Origin of the sequence: uncultured Cetobacterium sp., assembly GCF_947072685.1 — a bacterium.
In the GTDB taxonomy this organism is placed as follows: domain Bacteria; phylum Fusobacteriota; class Fusobacteriia; order Fusobacteriales; family Fusobacteriaceae; genus Cetobacterium_A.
On record NZ_CAMTIK010000033.1, the window covers coordinates 1 to 18,503 of the forward strand.

At 32.9% G+C, this 18,503-nt stretch carries 16 protein-coding genes and 1 riboswitch; of the genes, 13 read left to right on the forward strand and 3 right to left on the reverse strand.

The genetic code is table 11. The features are described from left to right. Window positions 1-72: 72 nt before the first annotated feature. The 6 genes from rfbC to Q0V67_RS09625 all read left to right on the forward strand — a co-directional run bounded on the left by rfbC (window position 73) and on the right by Q0V67_RS09625 (window position 8,513). Entirely contained in the window at window positions 73-654 is a 582-nt protein-coding gene (gene rfbC / locus Q0V67_RS09600) for a dTDP-4-dehydrorhamnose 3,5-epimerase (protein WP_297599070.1), read from the forward strand. Next, a complete protein-coding gene (gene rfbD, locus Q0V67_RS09605) occupies window positions 651-1,505 on the forward strand; it encodes a dTDP-4-dehydrorhamnose reductase (RefSeq protein ID WP_297599072.1) in 855 nt (284 codons plus the stop codon). Before rfbC ends, rfbD begins: the two co-directional genes overlap by 4 nt. Next, window positions 1,505-2,701 (forward strand): dTDP-glucose 4,6-dehydratase, encoded by a 1,197-nt coding sequence (locus tag Q0V67_RS09610; RefSeq protein ID WP_297599074.1) that lies wholly within the window; start codon window positions 1,505-1,507, stop codon window positions 2,699-2,701. The genes rfbD and Q0V67_RS09610 overlap by 1 nt, the downstream gene beginning before the upstream one ends. A 168-nt stretch (window positions 2,702-2,869) precedes the next feature. Next, window positions 2,870-4,231, forward strand: coding sequence for a hypothetical protein (locus Q0V67_RS09615; RefSeq protein WP_297599076.1), 1,362 nt, complete (start codon window positions 2,870-2,872; stop codon window positions 4,229-4,231). Further along, window positions 4,225-4,300, forward strand: a riboswitch (cyclic di-GMP riboswitch). Its footprint overlaps the gene before it by 7 nt. Window positions 4,301-4,369: 69 nt before the next feature. Then, window positions 4,370-4,666, forward strand: coding sequence for a MarR family transcriptional regulator (locus tag Q0V67_RS09620; RefSeq protein ID WP_297599078.1), 297 nt, complete (start codon window positions 4,370-4,372; stop codon window positions 4,664-4,666). Between the two features lie 121 nt (window positions 4,667-4,787). Further along, window positions 4,788-8,513: a glycoside hydrolase family 2 TIM barrel-domain containing protein gene (locus Q0V67_RS09625; RefSeq protein WP_297599080.1), complete on the forward strand. Its 3,726-nt coding sequence runs from the start codon at window positions 4,788-4,790 to the stop codon at window positions 8,511-8,513. 46 nt (window positions 8,514-8,559) lie between these two features. Here Q0V67_RS09625 and Q0V67_RS09630 read toward each other — a convergent pair whose 3' ends face one another. Next, window positions 8,560-9,321: a DeoR/GlpR family DNA-binding transcription regulator gene (locus Q0V67_RS09630; protein ID WP_297599082.1), complete on the reverse strand. Its 762-nt coding sequence runs from the start codon at window positions 9,319-9,321 to the stop codon at window positions 8,560-8,562. Further along, complete coding sequence (locus tag Q0V67_RS09635) at window positions 9,305-10,687, reverse strand: sodium:alanine symporter family protein (protein WP_297599084.1); 1,383 nt, start codon at window positions 10,685-10,687, stop codon at window positions 9,305-9,307. Before Q0V67_RS09635 ends, Q0V67_RS09630 begins: the two co-directional genes overlap by 17 nt. A 193-nt stretch (window positions 10,688-10,880) precedes the next feature. Here Q0V67_RS09635 and Q0V67_RS09640 point away from each other — a divergent pair, with 193 nt between their 5' ends. The 5 genes from Q0V67_RS09640 (at window position 10,881) to Q0V67_RS09660 (ending at window position 15,844) form a co-directional block, all read left to right on the forward strand. Continuing rightward, window positions 10,881-12,158 carry an MFS transporter gene (locus Q0V67_RS09640; protein WP_297599086.1) on the forward strand — a complete coding sequence of 426 codons (1,278 nt, stop codon included), beginning with the start codon at window positions 10,881-10,883 and terminating at the stop codon, window positions 12,156-12,158. 8 nt (window positions 12,159-12,166) lie between these two features. Further along, on the forward strand, window positions 12,167-13,213 hold the full coding sequence (locus tag Q0V67_RS09645; protein ID WP_297599088.1) for a sugar phosphate isomerase/epimerase: 1,047 nt from the start codon (window positions 12,167-12,169) through the stop codon (window positions 13,211-13,213). 110 nt (window positions 13,214-13,323) lie between these two features. Beyond that, window positions 13,324-13,500, forward strand: coding sequence for a hypothetical protein (locus tag Q0V67_RS09650; protein WP_297599090.1), 177 nt, complete (start codon window positions 13,324-13,326; stop codon window positions 13,498-13,500). A gap of 123 nt (window positions 13,501-13,623) precedes the next feature. Next, a complete protein-coding gene (locus Q0V67_RS09655) occupies window positions 13,624-14,178 on the forward strand; it encodes a LemA family protein (RefSeq protein ID WP_297599092.1) in 555 nt (184 codons plus the stop codon). Further along, complete coding sequence (locus tag Q0V67_RS09660; protein WP_297599094.1) at window positions 14,159-15,844, forward strand: DUF2207 domain-containing protein; 1,686 nt, start codon at window positions 14,159-14,161, stop codon at window positions 15,842-15,844. Before Q0V67_RS09655 ends, Q0V67_RS09660 begins: the two co-directional genes overlap by 20 nt. A gap of 79 nt (window positions 15,845-15,923) precedes the next feature. Here the strand turns inward: Q0V67_RS09660 and Q0V67_RS09665 are convergent, their stop codons facing one another. Continuing rightward, window positions 15,924-16,223 (reverse strand): hypothetical protein, encoded by a 300-nt coding sequence (locus Q0V67_RS09665; RefSeq protein ID WP_297599096.1) that lies wholly within the window; start codon window positions 16,221-16,223, stop codon window positions 15,924-15,926. Window positions 16,224-16,431: 208 nt separating this feature from the next. On the opposite strand from Q0V67_RS09665, the gene Q0V67_RS09670 reads away from it, so the two are divergent. Then, the gene (locus Q0V67_RS09670; RefSeq protein ID WP_297599098.1) at window positions 16,432-17,355 is read left to right on the forward strand and encodes a CBS domain-containing protein; all 924 of its coding nucleotides are present in this window, start codon (window positions 16,432-16,434) and stop codon (window positions 17,353-17,355) included. A gap of 18 nt (window positions 17,356-17,373) precedes the next feature. Beyond that, the coding region (locus Q0V67_RS09675) for an ArsB/NhaD family transporter (RefSeq protein WP_297599099.1) at window positions 17,374-18,503 on the forward strand (1,130 nt) is incomplete at its 3' end.

The window sequence follows — 18,503 nt, forward strand, 5'->3', positions numbered from 1 at the left end:
GATTGAGCTTGCAAAACCATTGCTTAAATCTCATTATGGTGAGTATTTAATGGGACTAGTGAAGGAGTAGTTATGAGTAAATTTAAAAGAATCGAAACAGGAATAAAGGATTTAATAGTTATAGAACCAACTGTATTTGGAGATAATAGAGGGTTTTTTATGGAGAGCTATTCTCAGAAAGATTTTTCTGAAATAGGTATAGATGTGGAGTTTGTACAGGATAACCATTCTAAATCTAAAAAGGGAGTACTGAGAGGTCTTCACTTCCAAACAAAACATACTCAAGGTAAACTTGTGAGAGTTACAGCAGGAGCTGTTTTAGATGTTGCTGTGGACCTTAGAAAAGATAGTTCAACTTTTGGAAAACACTATATCATAGAGCTAAGTGAAGAGAATAAAAAAATGTTTTATGTTCCAGCGGGATTTGCTCATGGATTTTTAACATTAAAGGACAATACGGAGTTCATGTATAAATGTACAGACTATTACGCTCCAGAGTTTGATTCTGGTGTGCTATGGAATGACTCCGAGATAGGGATAGACTGGAATTTTGAAAAGTATGGACTGGATGAAACTTTAATCCTTCTATCTGAAAAGGATAAAAAGCAACAGACTCTAAAAGAGTTCGTTCAGAGTGGAGTGGTTATAGGATGATTCTAATAACAGGTGCCAATGGGCAATTAGGACATGACTTTCAAAGTGTTTTCAAAGAAAATGGTCTAGATTTTATAGCGACAGACTATATGGATTTAGATATAACTGATATTGAAAGTGTCAGAGAGTTTGTAAAAGATAAAAATATAGATTTGATAATAAACTGTGCGGCATATAACAACGTGGATAAAGCTGAAGAGGAATCTGAGATGTGCTATAAGTTGAACGCTTATGCACCAAGAGATCTAGCTATCGTTGCAAAAGAGATAGGTGCAGATTACATAACCTATTCCACAGACTTTGTTTTTGATGGAACTAAGGGAACTCCATATAAAGAGGAGGACAGCGTGTCACCTCTTTCGGTATATTCAGAAGCAAAAGCCTTAGGAGAGAGATTGGTTTTAGAAGCTTATGACAAAAGTTTTGTAATAAGAACTTCATGGGTTTTTGGGATAGCTAACAACAATTTTAATCGTCAGGTTATAAATTGGAGCAAAGGAAGAGACGTTTTATCAATAGTTGACGACCAAACATCTGTTCCAACATACTCTTACGATCTGGCTCTGTATTCATATGAACTTTTAAAAACAAAGGAGTATGGATTGTACCATCTATCCAATGCTGGGATTGCATCTAAGTATGACCAAGCCAAATATGTTTTAGATTCTATTGGTTGGAAGGGAACTTTAAACAGAGGGAAAAGTTCAGACTTCAATCTACCAGCAAAAAGAGCTGAATTTTCAAAACTGGATTCAACTAAGATTGAAAAGGTTTTAAAAAAGAATCTACCTACTTGGCAAAGTGGAATAGATAGATTTTTAAATGAGATGAAAGAGAAGGGGGAGCTGTGATGAGAACATATTTAGTTACGGGAGCTGCTGGGTTTATAGGGGCTAACTTTGTAAAATATATGCTGAAAAAACATGGAGATATAAAGATTGTAGTTTTAGATAAACTTACATATGCAGGGAATCTAGGAACTATTGAAAAGGAACTTCAAGACCCAAGAGTTGAATTTGTAAAGGGTGATATATGCAATAAGGAGCTTGTAGAGAATATATTTTCAAGATTTGATATAGATTATGTTGTGAACTTTGCAGCGGAATCACATGTGGATAGAAGTATTGAAAATCCAGGTATATTTTTAGAGACAAATATTTTAGGAACTCAAAACTTGATGGAGGTAGCTAAAAACTTTTGGTCTGTAGGTAAAGATGAAAACGGATATCCTATCTATAGAGCGGGAAAAAAGTTTCATCATGTATCAACTGATGAGGTTTATGGTTCTTTATCAAAAGACTATTCAAACCCTATAGAGTTAATTTTAGATGAAAAGGTTGCAAAGATAGCAAAAGGTAGAGGAAATCTTCAGACTTACGGAGATGAGATGTTTACAGAAGCGACTCCACTTGATCCTAGAAGTCCATATTCAGCATCTAAAACAGCTTCGGATATGATTGTTGTAGCTTATGGAGAAACATATAAATTTCCATTCAATATAACAAGATGTTCAAACAACTATGGGCCGTATCATTTCCCTGAAAAGTTAATACCTCTTATTATTAAAAATATCTTGGCGGGGAAAAAACTTCCTGTCTATGGAAAAGGGGACAACGTGAGAGATTGGCTCTATGTGGACGATCACTGTAAAGGTATAGCTATGGTAATAGAGGCAGCACCTGCTGGAGAGATATACAACATAGGTGGTTTCAATGAGGAACAGAATATAAACATAGTGAAACTAACAATAGATACAATTGCTAAAATAATGAAAGAGCAACCAAAATATCAATCTATTTTGACAACAGAGTTGGAAAATATTAACTATGACCTTATAACTTATGTTCAAGACAGATTGGGACATGATGCTAGATATGCTATTGATCCCACAAAGATTGTGACAGAGCTGGGATGGTATCCAGAAACACCATTCACTGAGGGGATAGAGAAAACTATTCTTTGGTATTTAGATAACCAAAAATGGGTGGAAGAGGTAGCCTCTGGTGATTATCAGAAATATTATGAGGCGATGTACAAGGATAGATAGAGAAATAGGTGAGTTAGGAATGGTGATTCCTATCTCACCTATTTGCACATTTACTGCTAGAGTCAGGTGATGGTCTTGATATTATTAAAATATCGGGGTATAATGATATGGATTAACACAAATTATATTTGGAGGTGAGTTGAGATCAATACAACGACGGCTAAAATTTTGAAGATTCTATCTCAATCGGATATGTCTATTGATGAGATGCACTTGTACTTAGATATTGAAAAGAGTGGAATTGTAAAAAGTATACACCAGATTAATGAATTTTTGGAATCAATAAATTTAAATAAGATTGAGAAGCAAAATAACAACTATCAACTTACTTTAGAAAAAGAGGAATGGAACTCGCTCTATTCAAGATACAGTGTTTTGACTTTTGAAGATAAGGTGGACTATCTGTATATCAAATTTGTAGCGAACGGCTTCATAAATTTAGAGAAAGAAAAAGAGCAACTGGATGTTTCGAGAAGTACAATTTTGAGATGTTTTCAGGTTATTAAAGATGAGTTTCATAAAAATGGATCTGAATATGAATATGTGCATGGGAAGGGACTAAAACTTAAGCATGTCTCGTATAGAGAGAGAGTAAACTTTTGTAAAAAATTGATAAAGCTGTTTGTGGAGGAGGAGAGATTGACCTCTCTTTTAAAAGGCATATTAAACGATTTGAAAAAATTTGATATAGCGGTGAGGATTCCTCAACTCCACAGTATTTTAAGAGAGTTTGGAATTTCAACAAACTATTTTATATTTTCATTTCTATGTTCGTTAGAGATATATGTGGAAATTTTTGGAAACTTTGAACTGGGCGGAGATAAGTATCGTGAAACTGAGCAGTGGCAAAAGATATCTGATGTTATAGAAAAACATGGAATAGATTTTAAAGAAGATTATAAAAAGCAGATTACCAATTACATTGTAGTCTATTTAAATGAGGGTGAAAGATTGGACACCACCATAAAGAAAAAAGTAAATATTATTATATGTGAATTGATAAAAAAATTAAATATCAAAAAATTGGATGAGAGTTTGGAAAAGATGTTATTTCAAAGAACCTATATCTCATTATTTAAATATGAAAACAATATATTAAAAATAAAAAAAATAACGCTGACAAAAGAACAAGAGGAGATACTGAATATTTTGAATGAGGTTTTAAGAAATAACTCATACAATATCTACTATTCAGACAAGTTTTCAATAATTCAGATTCTTATGAGGGTTGTGATTGAAGATAATTTAGATGGGGTAAAAAATGTACTTCTTCTATTCAACGAGGTCACTTTAAGTGATCAGGAAGTCTTTAGAAAAAAACTTAAAAAAATAGTACCACATATAAATTTTGAAATGGAAGCCACCTATGTTCATAAGAGAAATATAATTCCTAAAACTAAAAAATATGATCTGACAATCAGTGATGAGAAGATTTCAAAGGATATTTTAGTTGTGGATTATTTCAGTAGTATTAAAATTCAAGAACTCATTGAAAGAAGAATGTTTGAGATTGGAATTTCAAAAATATAATACGGCAAACTACAAGAAATTGTAGGACGCAAAGCTAGAGGGCCTGTAAAATGGTAGCCAGTTGCACTTAACTATATTATGTATAGTTTGGGTGCAATTTTTTTTTGGAAAAAATAATAAAAAAGGGGAGATGTAATCATGTGTGAAGCGATTGAACTTAAAAATGAATTAGCTAAATATCATATAAAAAATGCTCAAGAGGATTTGTTGGTAGCGGTAAATAGAAGCCCGGGGATGGCTCTGTGTGAGCTGGCTAAAAGATTAAAACTATCTAAGGGGACGGTATCTACATCATTAAAAAAATTGGAGGAGGAGCACTTGATTCGGAAGTATCCATCTCCAGATAATAAGAGAACGCTTATGATACATCCAACTAAACTTGGAAAGGATCTGTATCAAAAGATATATTCACATCAGATATTCTATCACTCGTGATAAAACTAAACTTAATTAACCTACTAAAATTAGAATTGAATGAAAAGTCAAAATAGTCTTTACAAGAGCCATATTATGGGGTAATAGAAGTATCACTAAAATTTATTTGGGGAGGTTTATAGTGAGAAATAGAGTGACAACACTTCTGTTATGTTCTGCAATTTCTATTTTATCTTATTCTAATAACTTGGATGGGTCAAATCATGCAAGTGGGCATGAGGGGATTAAACCGGGGACATATTCAAAAGACAATCCCTTTTGGACAAATAATCCTGAGATTTTTGGACACAACCGAGAGAGAGCACACGTTACAAAAATGTCTTTTAACACTGTTCAGGAGGCTTTGAAAAATCCAAATTATAGGGATTATAAAAATTCTAAAAACTTTAAAAGTCTAAATGGGGATTGGGATTTTAAGATAGTGGATCATCCAAATCAAGACTTAAAAGATTTTTATAAAACGGGATACGACACATCTGACTGGAAGAAGATTCCAGTTCCATCAAGTTGGCAGCTGCATGGATATGATCAGATACGTTATAACGATACGGCCTATCCATGGGAGTATCAAAAAACGGGGATAAATCATCCGGATACCCCCAAAGATTACAACCCTATTGGATATTATAAAAGAGAGTTCAATGTGGGGAAAGAGTGGGATGGAAGAGCGACATATATATCTTTCCAAGGTGTGGAGTCAGCTTATTATGTATATGTAAATGGAGAGTATGTGGGGTACAGTGAAGATTCATTTACTGGACATGATTTTGATATAAGTAAATATCTTAAAAAAGGCAAAAATGAAGTGGCTGTAAAGGTTCACAAATGGAGTGATGGAAGCTGGCTTGAATCACAGGATATGATAAAATTAAATGGAATTTTCAGAGATGTATTTTTGTATTCAACACCTAAAACATATATAAGAGATTACACTGTGGTTACAGATTTAGATGGAGAGTACAAAGATTCAGATTTAAATATAGATGTTGAAATAGGAACTAAATCTGGTTTTGTTCCTGGAAAATATAGAGTGATTGGTAAGCTCTTCAATTCAAAGAATGAAGAGATAAGAAGTTTTGAAAAAACCTTAACTGTAAATGGGGATGAAAAAACTCAAGTTGTAGATTTTAAAGAGAGATTCCAAAATCCTAAAAAATGGTCATCTGAAGAACCCAATCTATATACATTGGTTTTAGCTCTAGAAAACTCTGAAGGAAAGATAATAGAAACAGTGAGTAATAGAGTAGGATTTAGAAAAGTTGAAATAAAAGATAATAAAATAATGGTAAATGGTAAAAAGCTTATGTTAAGAGGAGTAAATAGACATGAGTTTGTAGGAGATACTGGAAGAGTTGTAAGTGAGCAGACAATGATTCAAGATATATTGCTGATGAAACAAAACAATATGAATACTGTCAGATCGTCACATTATCCAAACGATCCAAAGTGGTATGACCTCTGTGATGAGTATGGATTATATGTTATGGACGAGGCCAATTTGGAAACTCATGGAAGATTGGACGAGATACCACAGGACAGAGTGGAGTGGACACCAGCAGTTCTAGATAGACAGGAAGCTATGTTGGAGCGAAGTAAAAATGAGCCGTCTATAATTATGTGGTCACTGGGAAATGAATCTTCAACAGGGAAAAACTTTGAGATAGCAGCAGAGTGGCTTAAGGCAAATGATCCCACGAGATTGACTCACTATGAGCCTCAAAGAGATATCACGGATACATACAGTAGAATGTATAGAAGCATTGAGGAGATGAAATCATACCTGGTTTACGAGGAGAATAAAAAACCATATATTCAATGTGAGTTTGCTCATGGAATGGGAAATAGTATTGGGAATTTACAAGACTATTGGGACGTTATGGAAAGTGATGAAGTTTTCCATGGTGGATATATATGGGATTGGGTGGATCAAGCTATTGAGACAGTGGATCCTAAAACAGGGGAAAAATATTTTGCCTATGGTGGAGATTGGGGAGATGAGGATTTTACAGATAAAAATTTCTCAGCTAATGGACTAATTTTTGCAGATAGAACAGTTCAACCAGAGATGGCAGAAGTGAAGAAAGTATTTCAAAATATAGGGTTAAAAGAGGTAGATTTAAACAGCTCTGTAATCGCTTTAACAAATAAATTCATGTTTACTAATACAGAGGATTATATTGGAAGATGGGAAGTACTAGAGGATGGAAAAATAATTCAATCGGGAAGTTTTTCTGTAGATGTTGCTCCAGAAAGTACCAAAAATATAAAACTTCCAGTTAAAAAGTTTTCAAAGAAAGAGAATTCTGAGTATTTTTTAAATGTAAACTTCTCTTTAAAAGAGAGTAAAAGTTGGGCTAAAAAAGGACATGTAGTGGCGGCTAATCAGTTTAGATACGAGAGTTTGAATCAGTCTAAAAATATTGTATCTTTAGATGGGATGGAAAAGCTTAAATACAGCGAAAAAAATGGAAATTTAGAGGTTGTAGGAGAGGGATTTAAAGTCGATATAGATTTAGAAAAGGGTGGAGTAAACTCTTTTGTATTGAAAGGAAAAGAGATTTTAGAAAAACCATTGGTGTTTAATTTTTGGAGAGCTCCAAACGATAACGATAGAGGAAATGGAGCTTTAAAAAGACTTGATACTTGGAGAGAAGCAGGGAAGAATACAAAAGTATCAAAATATAAGGTGACAAAGTTAAATGATAGTGGTGTACAGGTGGAGATGGAAATAGATGTTCCAACAACAGAAGCATCAAAACTGTATACAAATTATATAATCTCTGGAAATGGAGAGGTTATAGTTGAAAATACTCTGTATACACCTAAATCTTTACCTGAAATACCAGAATTTAGTATGATGACAGAACTTTCAAATGAAAAGAGTGATGTGACTTGGTATGGAAGAGGGCCTGATGAGAACTATATAGATAGACAAACTGGTTATGATGTGGGAATATATAGAAATAACGTGGAGGAGTTCTTCATACCTTATATAAATCCATCTGAAACAGGAAATAGAAGTGATGTCAGATGGGTGGCGTTGACTGACAAAAGTGGAGTTGGGCTTTTAGCCACTTCAATTCAGGGAGAAAAAACAATAGAGTTTAACTCTATATACTATACACCAGAAGAGCTTTCAAGTGGAAAAAGACATCCTTTTGAGCTAGAAAAAAATAAAAATGTAGTTTTAAGAGTTATTGGAAAACAGATGGGAGTTGGAGGAGACAACTCATGGGGAGCTAAGCCACATGATAAGTACCTTTTAAAGTCTGGAGATGTTCATAGATATTCATTCAAATTGAAGGGGATTGATAAAAAATCAAATCCTATGGAGATAAGCAAAAAAAGTTTAGACTTAGCTGGAGTGAATAGTTTTGAAAAGGATAGAGAGGTTGAAAAAAAACCAACAAACATAACTTATCTTTCAGATATGAAATTTAAAAAGGCTATAGCTGGGCATAAAAAAGTTGAAAAAGATTTGACAGTAGCAGGAAATAAGCTTACACTGAGACTTGAAAATGGAGATGTTGTGGTATTTGATAAGGGAATAAATGCCATATCTAACTCTGAGCTAAAAGTTGACATATCGGGAAAAGGATTTAAAAAATTCACATCTTATGTTGGACTCGATAGGGAAGTTTTAGGTTATAGAGGGGAAGCTAGATTCAAAGTGTTTGTAGATGGAAAGGAAAGATTTGACAGTGGAGTTATGAAAAGTGCAGCCAGAGCTAAAGAGATTGATTTGGATGTGAGAGGTGCTAAAGAGATGACTCTAGTAATTTTAGATGGAGATGGGGCAATAAAATATGACCATGGAACTTTCGGAGATGCTAAATTTATAAGATAAAATTTTGAACCAAGTGATATTCACTTGGTTCTTTTTTTACAAGAAATTATAAGTTGATTATATTTATACCGTTATTTAAATATTCATCTTTAATTGTTGGATTTAAGTTAGAGTCAGTAATAAGAAAATTTATTTTATTCAATTCACAGACATTAAAAAGTGAATTGTTTTCAAATTTACTAGAGTCTGAAACGATAATTATTTCCTCGCTGATGTCGATAAGTTGTTTTTCTACTAAAACTTCATCTATATAGAAATCTGTGATTCCTTTTTTTAAAGAGATTCCACCAACACTTAAAAAACACTTATTAACCGTAAATTGTTTTAAAAAATCAGCGGTAACTTGACCTAAAAATGCGAACTCTTTTTTTGAATAAATTCCTCCAGCTAATATGAGGTTTATATTGTCACAGTTATAAATTTCATTGGCTATTAAAAGAGAGTTAGTCAAAAGAGTTACAGAAATATTTTTCTCTTTTATTAATTTTACGATTTCAAGATTAGTTGTACTGCTGTTGAGAGCAATTGTATCTCCCTCACCGATATACTTCACAGCAATTTTAGCCAATTCTATTTTTTCAGAGATATTATTAAAAGCTCTTGTAGAGTAAGGTGTTTCAACAATTTTAGTATTGTGAGTTGCTCCCCCGTGAACTTTTTGAAGAAGTCCCTCTTTAGAAAGAGTATCTAAATCTCGTCTGATAGTTTCTAGTGATACATTTAAAATTTTAACTAACTCTGTATTTTTAATGCTTCTCTCTTTAGAAAGAAGATCTAGGATTATATTGTGTCTATCTGTCGCTAACATATTTTTGATTTATCTCCTTTTTATTTTTTAATTGTTCAAAATAATCTTTTGTGTAAAAATCTACATCTTTATGAAGAAATAAAATTCCAACTAGATTAGGAAGAATCATTATCCCTAATAAAATATCCTGTATTAACCACACACTTTTCAAACTACTTATAGAACCAAGTATAGCTAGTAAAACAAAAATATACTTGAAATAAGAAGCCACTTTACTGTTGAATAGATAGGTAAGAGTAACATTTCCAAAATACCATTGAGCCAATATAGAACTAAAAGCAAAAAGAGTCATGCTTATACCAATTATATATTTAAAAGTGAAATGAATACTTGAAAAAGCTTTTACAACATAGAGTGCTGGAGAGATGTCACTGGTATGTACTCCAGACGTTAATACAATAAAAGCAGTGAAGCTACACATAATAATTGTGTCTATAAAGACCTCTATAATTCCAAATAAACCTTGTCTAGCAGGATGGGTTGTTATGGCTGCACTATGTAAAACAGGAGCACTCCCTTCACCGGCTTCGTTGGAATACACTCCTCTAGCAAGACCAAAACGCATCGCTTGTTTCACTGAGTATCCCAAAACCCCTCCGCTGATAGATGTAAAATTAAAAGCACTTTTTACTATGGATATTATAACATATTCCAAAGCGTTGATATTAGAAATAATAATAACAAGACCACCTGTTAAATAGATTAAAGACATTACAGGAACAAGAAATTCAGAAACACTGGCAAGTCTTTTTATTCCGCCATTGATAACAGATAAAATGACAATGGACATGATAACTCCAGAAGTTAATGGGTTTATTTGAAATACATCATTTAAAACTAAAGATACAGCGTTGGACTGTATAAGAGCGCCTCCGCTTATTTGAAATAGCATCAGAAGAGCGAATAAAGAACCCATTTTTTTCCAACCTAAACCTTTTGAAAGATAATACATAGGACCACCTACATAATTTCCATTCTCTCCCTTTTCTCTATAAACAATTCCTATTAAGATTTCAGCATATTTTGTTGCCATACCTAAAACGCCAGAGGTCCACATCCAAAAGACTGCTCCCGGACCACCACTTGCAATAGCGGTGGCAACTCCAACTATATTACCATTCCCCATACAACTGCTCAAAGCAGTACATAAAGCTTTAACAGCTGATACGGTTCCTTCACCTTCTAATTTATTTGTTTTCTCATCTTTAATTGAAGCTAAAAGTTCTTTTAAAGATAGAATAAAACCTCTAAATTGTATTCCTCTAGTCAAAACAGTAAAGAATATTCCTGTTCCAATTAAAGTGAACATCAAGTAGTTCCCCCAGACCAATCTAGATATTTCTTCTAAAATCTCCTCAAAATACATAAAATACCTCCCGATAATGAAATACATATAGATATATTACCATATTACGTCATTATATTGAACTTTTTTTATTAAAAAACCACAAAAAACAAAATAAAACAACAAAAAACCAAATAAAAAACTTGATAAATTTATAAAAAGGTTGTATATTGAATATGAATAAAATGAAAAAAATATAAAACGAGGAGAAAACATGCAAGAAAATATAGCTATTAATCAAAAATCTAATTTTAAAAAATGGTTTACTTTTGTTATTTTAGTTTTAGGGGCTGGAACAATATTTAAACTTTCATCTTTAAAGGATGCTTTTTATGTTCCTATGCAAGAATTTATGGGATTGACACATACTCAAATAGGAGCAGCTTTATCAATATATGGATTGGTTCAAACTGTAGGAAATTTTGCATCTATCTATATATCTGATAGATTTTCAAAAAGAATAATGATTTCGTTCTCTTTAGTTTCTATTGGAGCTATCGGGGTATATATATCAACTTTCCCGGGATATTTTGGAATACTTCTGGCATGGGGATTACTATCATTCTTTGGGGAAGTAATCTATTGGCCAGTTCTATTAAAATCTGTTAGACTTTTAGGAGATGAACATGAGCAAGGAAGATTATTTGGTTTTCTAGAAGCAGGAAGGGGCGTTGTTGATACAATAGTTGCTTTTTCGGCCTTAGGATTATTTGCATTGCTAGGAAAAGGACCGGGGGCATTGAAAGGATCAATTCTATTTTTCTCATCAATAGTTGCTTTGTCTGGTGTAATATCGTATTTTTTAGTAGAAGATAATAAAGAGGATGAATCTGAAAAAAATGTAAGCAAAAATAAAGTAGCTTGGGACGGTGTTCTTACAGCGATAAAAATGCCAGAAATATGGGTTGTTTCATTGACAATAGCTTCAATATATTCAGTTTACTGTGGATTGACATATTTCATTCCATTTTTAAAGGATATTTACGGGCTTCCAGTGACGTTAATTGGAGCCTATGGAATAATAAATCAGTATGGATTAAAGATGGTTGGTGGTCCAATAGGTGGTTTACTTGTGGATAAAAAGTTCAAATCTGCAACTAGATTTTTAAGAGTTGCTTTGATAATTGCTTTCTTTGCAATGGGTATATTTATACTGTTACCTCATGAGAGTATGAATGTATACTTAGGAATGACAGTGACACTTGGATTTGGAGCTATTATATTCAGTATGAGAGCAGTTTTCTTTGCACCTATTGATGAAATAAAAGTTCCTAGAAATATAAGTGGAGCAGCAATGTCGATAGCTTGTATTTTGGGATACGCCCCACAAATGTTTGCATTTGCTTTATACGGAAGTATTTTGGATAAGTTTCCAGGAATTCAAGGATACAGATATGTATTTTTAATTATGATGTTCTTTGCAGCAACAGGGATAGCAATAACAACACTCTTGTTAAAAATGATAAAAAAAAGACAAAATAATATAAACTAGGAGGAGCGATGTTAAAAATAGGTCTAGAAACAGAATCGCTACATCTTTTCTTTCAAAATAAAAAGATAGATATGTTTGGATTTGTAGAATTAGCAAATGAATTAGGAGTTGATGGAGTTCAAATAAATATTGTGAAGGACTACAATTTAGATGAGAAATGGGGAGCGTTAGGAAGTAATTCTGAAAAATATTTGACGGAGCTAAAATCTTTGATAGATAAATACAATATGTTTGTAGAGATAGATATGAGAGATTTAGATTACGAAAGAATGGAAGAAGTTATTGAAGTGGCAAATAGATTGGGTGCTGATACTATAAGATCTTATATTCCAGTAGTTCCTGTAATAAAAAATATAAACTCTGGATCAGAAGGAGCGTATGATTTTGCAAAAGTTAGAGGTGAGTTCAATATGGACTCCTATCAAGTTGGATATGAAAAAGTTATAAAATTAATTCCTCTTTTAGAAAAAAATAGAATAAAATTAGCTTTAGAAAATCATGAGTATGAGACTTCAGATGAATTGGTAGAACTTATTAAAAGAATAAATTCCCCTTGGGTAGGATTTTTATTTGATTTTGGTAACTCTATGATGGTTTGGGAAGAACCTGTTAGAGCAGCAGAAAATATGGCTCCATACACATACTCAACTCACTTTAAGGACCATATAATAATCCCAGAACCCAATGATGAATATGGATATGTTGTATGTGGTGTTCCTGCAGGAAAAGGAAATATAGATTTAAAATCAGTATTTAATATCATGATGAAAAAATCTCCTCTAACTAGAATAAATGTAGAGATGTGTTATCCTTACTGTGCTCAATTTAAAAGAAAACCTGGTACAGGTGGAGTTTTTGAAGTTGGTAAAGGAGCATTTAAGATTGAAAAACCAATATATGAATACGATGTGATCAAACCTTTAGAATATTATTATCCACAAGAGATTTCAAATGAATTGCTTGAAAAAATGTTGATTGATCAGATGAGTGGAGTAAAAGAATCTCTTAGTTATTTAAAAAAATTAAGAGAGGAATACTATGTATTAGGGCAGTAATATTTTGAAAGATTTTTCCTCACATAAATAGAGACTTGTTAAGAAAATAGAAATGTGCTATAATCGAATACTATTAGCAATAATAAATTTATATATGGGAGGAAAATAATATGAAAAAATTAGTATTAGGAAGCATTTTTGCAGGTTTATTCTTAGTTGGATGTTCAAGCACTCAACCTCAAGAGCCAGTAGTGGTAGAAGAGGCAGTAGTTGTAGAAGAGGTAGTAGTTGTAGAGCAACCAGAAATGCCAACTCAACCATTACCAAAACCAATGCTTGATAAGTAAGAGATTCAAAAGCTGTAGATTTCAAATCTACAGCTTTTTTTTTGGAGTTAAATTAGCTAGGATTTAAAAATAAATGTAGTATAATATAGCAAATATAGAAAATAAAAAAGGGAGATGAATAGGATGGTAATAGGAATAGTTTTAATTTTATTTGTAGTACTTTTAGTAATTTTTATCATTTCAGCATACAACAAACTTGTCAGAGAGAGAAATTTTGTGGAGGAGGCATTCTCTACAATAGATGCGTACTTGAAAAAAAGATACGACCTTATTCCTAATCTGGTAGCAACTGTTAAAGGTTATAAGGACTATGAAGGGAGCACTTTAGAAGCTGTAATAGCGGCTAGAAATAGATATATGACAGCTACAACACCCGAGGAGAAGATAGATAACGAGAATATGATAACTGGAGCACTGGGAAAACTGTTCGCTTTGACAGAGTCTTATCCAGATTTGAAAGCCAATACAAACTTTATGAAACTTCAAGATGAACTGGTAAAAATAGAGGGAGACATCCTTCAAGCTAGAAAATATTATAATGGAACTGTAAGAAACTACAATACAATGTGTGAAACATTCCCAACTGTGTTGATAGCTAATAATTTTGGATTTAAAAAGTATCCATTCTTCAAAGTTGAAAATGAAGCGGAGAAGCAAAATGTTAAAGTGGAGTTTTAGTCTATTTTTTCTTGTTGTTGCTCTTGCATTTGGAGATGGTGGTTATGTAATAGATAACTACAGGATAAATATAGATATAAACGATAAAAATATCTATACTGTGGATGAAAGTATAGATGTTAAATTTTTAGAGCCCAGAAGAGGTATATACAGAGTTTTACCAGAACTTTTTAATGGAAGAGAGATAAAAATTTCAAATATCCAAACAAATGTTCAGACCTATGCAAAGGATGAGGGGAACTATATATACTTGAGAATGGGAGATCCAAAGAGATATATAACAGGAACTAAAGACTACACAATCAAATATAACTATGATATGGGTTGGGATAGAAATACAAAATATGATGAGGTCTATTATAATTTGGTCGGAAATGACTGGGATACAGATATAAATAGATTGGAGTTCTCTATAAAACTTCCAAAAAGTTTTGATACTTCAAAAGTTAATTTCACAATGGGAGCTTATGGGAGCGTCGATAGAAATGGTGTTGTGTGGAAGGTGGAGGGAGATACTATAACAGGTTACACAACAAGAGTACTTGGTCCAAAAGAGAGTGTCACAATAGCTCTACCACTACCTGAGGGATATTTTGATGTGACAAATCAAAAGATTATGTATTATGCTTTGAGAGGGGCACTCTATCTTTTATATCTGATAGTACCTTTAATTGCATTTGCTCTTCTTAAAAAGTATGGAGAGAGAGACTCTGTTGTAGAGGTTGTGGAGTTTTATCCACCGAATGCTATGACTCCAACAGATGTAGGTTACTATATAGATGGAAGAGTGGATGCTAAAGATTTAACAAGCTTGATATTTTACTGGGCAAGTAAGGGATACTTAGAGATTGATGAAATAAAAAAGACGGGCATATTTTCTAAGGGTAGTTTTGAGATTGTACGTTTAGAAAAAGAGTTCGAAAGTACAAATGAGTTTGAAAAATATTTGTTCAAGAGTTTGTTTTTATATGGGTCATCAGACAAGAGAGTGGATATAAGAGATTTAAAGGATGTGTTTTATAAACATATTCAAAAGGCTGCTGAAATATTTGAGATTGACCTCGCTATGGGGAAAAGAACACTCTATACTTCCAAGAGTTTAAGAGTTGGTGATGGAGTAAAAAGTTTAGTAGTTTTAATAGCCGCAGCAACATTTGCTTATTTTTATTATTTTGGAACTTATGATATGACATCAGTTGCTATCTCTATAGGCTTGGGAGGAATTTCTGCTCTGGTAACTCTATCTTTAGGGAACAGAATAAGAAAAAAAACAGAGTACGGAAATGCTGTGATTGGAAGAGTTTTAGGTTTTAAAAGATTTTTGGTAACCACTGAAAAAAGAAAGTTAGAGATGCTTTTAGAGGAGAATCCTAGCTATTTTTACGATATACTTCCATACACAATAGTTCTTGGAGTGAGTGGCATGTGGGCCGATAAATTTAAAGATTTAGTGACACAGCCACCAACTTGGTATAGAACAAACAACATGGGAGATGTTTTTGTTTTAGCTATGTTTATGTCAAGCTTTAACAACTCGCTTTCAGCATTCAACGACAACATGTTATCATCTCCAAAAGCCCCATCAAACTTTGGTGGAGGTTCTTCATCTATGGGTGGAGGATCATCAGGAGGCGGAGCTGGTGGAGGCGGAGGCGGAAGCTGGTAAAAGAAAGACAAAAAGGCTAGGTAAAACTAGCCATTTTTATCATTCTATATTCTTTTCGTTGAGGACTATAACTTGGAAACTATTGAGCAGTTTTAGTAGGTTCTGTTTTAACTGGTTCTGTAGCAGGAACATTATCCGCAGGAATATACCCTTGAACTTCCTCTTCAACAGTCTCTTCAACAGCTTGTACAGGAGAGTTTTTAGATGCCGCTTCGGCCTCTTTAATCTCTTGAGGTGTTGCAGGTGTAATCTCTTCAACTACAGTCTCTTCAACAGCTTGTACAGGAACTGGTTGTTCATTGGCAGGTGTTGCATCCTGTTTTTCTCCACAAGCGACCATCGCTAAAGTTAATGCTATTAAAGCTAAGAATTTTTTCATAATTTTTCTCCTTTAAATTTAAATGATATTTTACGACCTATTATACAAAGGAGTTGAAGAGTTTCCTACAAATTAAAATAGAATATTTTATAAAAAATGAGTGAAATTTGAATTTCGGGTCAAAAAAAAAGGTTTACTTTTTGTAAAAATGTGTTATATTAAAAACGAACACAACAAAATAAAACTGTAAAAAAATGGAGGTATATTCATGAAGCTATCCAGTTATCTATCAGAGAAAGTAATTATTCCAAACATAGTGGGGAATAATATGAATGAGTTGATAGTTGATTTGCTAGATAAAGCTGTAAAAAATAAACAATCTTTAAAAGTGGAAAAAGAGGTCATCAGAAAAGCTATCTTGAAAAGAGAGGAAGAGGCATCGACATATTTAGGTTATGGAGTAGCTATTCCACATGCAAGATTAGAAAATTTTGACGATATTCTAGTTATAATAGGTTTTTTAGAAAAACCGATTAAGGTTAAAAATCTTGCCAATAAAGAGGAGGAACTAAAGGTTGTAATTCTTGTAGTGGCAGATGTTTTAAAAGGGAAGAAGATATTGAAGATAATGTCTGGAATATCAAAGTTAGCTCTTAAAAATAGAGCGATACTGGATCAAATTATTGAGGAGAAATCTCCATCACAGACTATAAAAATATTGGATAAAGCAAATATAGAGATAGATCACAACATAACGGCAGAGGATCTTTTTACAAATCATCCTAAACCTGCAGTATTAAAGAATACTTTAGAGGATATTGCCAAAAGAATAATTATGGAAAAAGTGAGTGGAATACCTGTTGTGGATGAGAGTAATAGATTTTTAGGAGAGATTACAGAAAGAGAGCTAATAGCTTTTGGAATGCCAAAATATACAACAATACTTACCGATTTAAACTTCATGACGATAGGTGAGCCTTTTGAAAACTATATAGTAAATGAAAAAACAACAACAATTGAGGATTTATACAGAAAAGATGGAGTTATAACTGTAGATAAGGAAGCTTCTTTGATGGAAGTCTGTTATCTTTTTATGAACCGTGGAGTTACAAGAATATACGTTGTTGAAAATGGAAAATATCTTGGAATAATTCTAAGATCAGATATTATTAGAAAAATATTACATATATAAAAGGAAGTGAAGTAGGTTATGGTGGCTTTAATTTTAGGGCTAGGAATTTTTATTGCAGTATTCTACTGTATTATAACAGAGAAGGTTCCAGGGGCATGGGCAACAATGATTGGTGGACTTGCAATGTCAATGGTCGGTATATTTAATGAACAAGAAGCTTTAGGTGCGGTAGCAAGCAGACTTGAGATTCTATTTTTACTTATTGGTATGATGATTATAGTTAACTTGATATCTGAAACTGGTGTGTTTCAGTGGTTTGCAATCACTCTTGCAAAATTTGTTAGAGGGGAACCATTTTTACTGATAGTATTACTTGCTATAGTTACGGCAATCTGTTCAGCATTTTTAGATAATGTGACAACAATATTGCTGATGGCACCAATATCTATACTACTTGCAGGGGAGTTAAAATTAAATCCATTCCCGTTTGTTATAACAGAGATAATGGCTGCAAATATTGGTGGAAATGCAACTTTGATTGGAGATCCAACTCAACTTATCATAGGGCATGAAAGCGGACTAGGATTCAATGAATTTTTATTCAATACGTCTCCAGTGGCAATAATTTCGATGGTAATACTTTTAGTAAATGTGTATTTTATATATGGAAAAGATTTTCATGTTTCAACAGAGTTAAAAGCTAGAATACTTGAGATGAACCCAAGTAGAAGTTTGAAAGACAAAAAACTTTTAAAAGAGGCAGGAGTTATATTCTCTCTTGTAATTTTAGGATTTATATTGAATAACTTTATAGATAAAGGTCTTGCAATAATATCATTGACTGGAGCAATTTCGTTAGTTATTATAGCGAAAAGAAAACCTGCAGATATACTTAAACACGTTGAGTGGGACACATTATTTTTCTTCATAGGTTTATTTATGATGGTTCTTGGAATCGAGAAAATAAATCTGATAGATATTATAAGTGACAAGATGATACAGATGACTCAAGGTAACTTTGGATTTGCAACTCTATCAATAATGTCAATCTCAGCTCTATTTACATCTATAATAGGAAATGTTGCAAATGCAGCTACAATCTCTAAAATTATAGATGTGATGGCTCCAACTTTTAAAGGTGTCAATACGGATGCACTTTGGTGGGCACTTTCATTTGGATCATGTCTAGGTGGAAATATCAGTATACT

What these genes read in the sequence shown, in the direction of transcription:
- rfbC (WP_297599070.1), top strand. Translation starts at nt 73, where the DNA reads ATGAGTAAATTTAAAAGAATCGAAACAGGAATAAAGGATTTAATAGTT.
- rfbD (WP_297599072.1), top strand. Translation starts at nt 651, where the DNA reads ATGATTCTAATAACAGGTGCCAATGGGCAATTAGGACATGACTTTCAA.
- Q0V67_RS09610 (WP_297599074.1), top strand. Translation starts at nt 1,505, where the DNA reads ATGAGAACATATTTAGTTACGGGAGCTGCTGGGTTTATAGGGGCTAAC.
- Q0V67_RS09620 (WP_297599078.1), top strand. Translation starts at nt 4,370, where the DNA reads ATGTGTGAAGCGATTGAACTTAAAAATGAATTAGCTAAATATCATATA.
- Q0V67_RS09630 (WP_297599082.1), bottom strand. Translation starts at nt 9,321, where the DNA reads ATGTTAGCGACAGATAGACACAATATAATCCTAGATCTTCTTTCTAAA.
- Q0V67_RS09635 (WP_297599084.1), bottom strand. Translation starts at nt 10,687, where the DNA reads ATGTATTTTGAGGAGATTTTAGAAGAAATATCTAGATTGGTCTGGGGG.
- Q0V67_RS09640 (WP_297599086.1), top strand. Translation starts at nt 10,881, where the DNA reads ATGCAAGAAAATATAGCTATTAATCAAAAATCTAATTTTAAAAAATGG.
- Q0V67_RS09645 (WP_297599088.1), top strand. Translation starts at nt 12,167, where the DNA reads ATGTTAAAAATAGGTCTAGAAACAGAATCGCTACATCTTTTCTTTCAA.
- Q0V67_RS09650 (WP_297599090.1), top strand. Translation starts at nt 13,324, where the DNA reads ATGAAAAAATTAGTATTAGGAAGCATTTTTGCAGGTTTATTCTTAGTT.
- Q0V67_RS09655 (WP_297599092.1), top strand. Translation starts at nt 13,624, where the DNA reads ATGGTAATAGGAATAGTTTTAATTTTATTTGTAGTACTTTTAGTAATT.
- Q0V67_RS09660 (WP_297599094.1), top strand. Translation starts at nt 14,159, where the DNA reads ATGTTAAAGTGGAGTTTTAGTCTATTTTTTCTTGTTGTTGCTCTTGCA.
- Q0V67_RS09665 (WP_297599096.1), bottom strand. Translation starts at nt 16,223, where the DNA reads ATGAAAAAATTCTTAGCTTTAATAGCATTAACTTTAGCGATGGTCGCT.
- Q0V67_RS09670 (WP_297599098.1), top strand. Translation starts at nt 16,432, where the DNA reads ATGAAGCTATCCAGTTATCTATCAGAGAAAGTAATTATTCCAAACATA.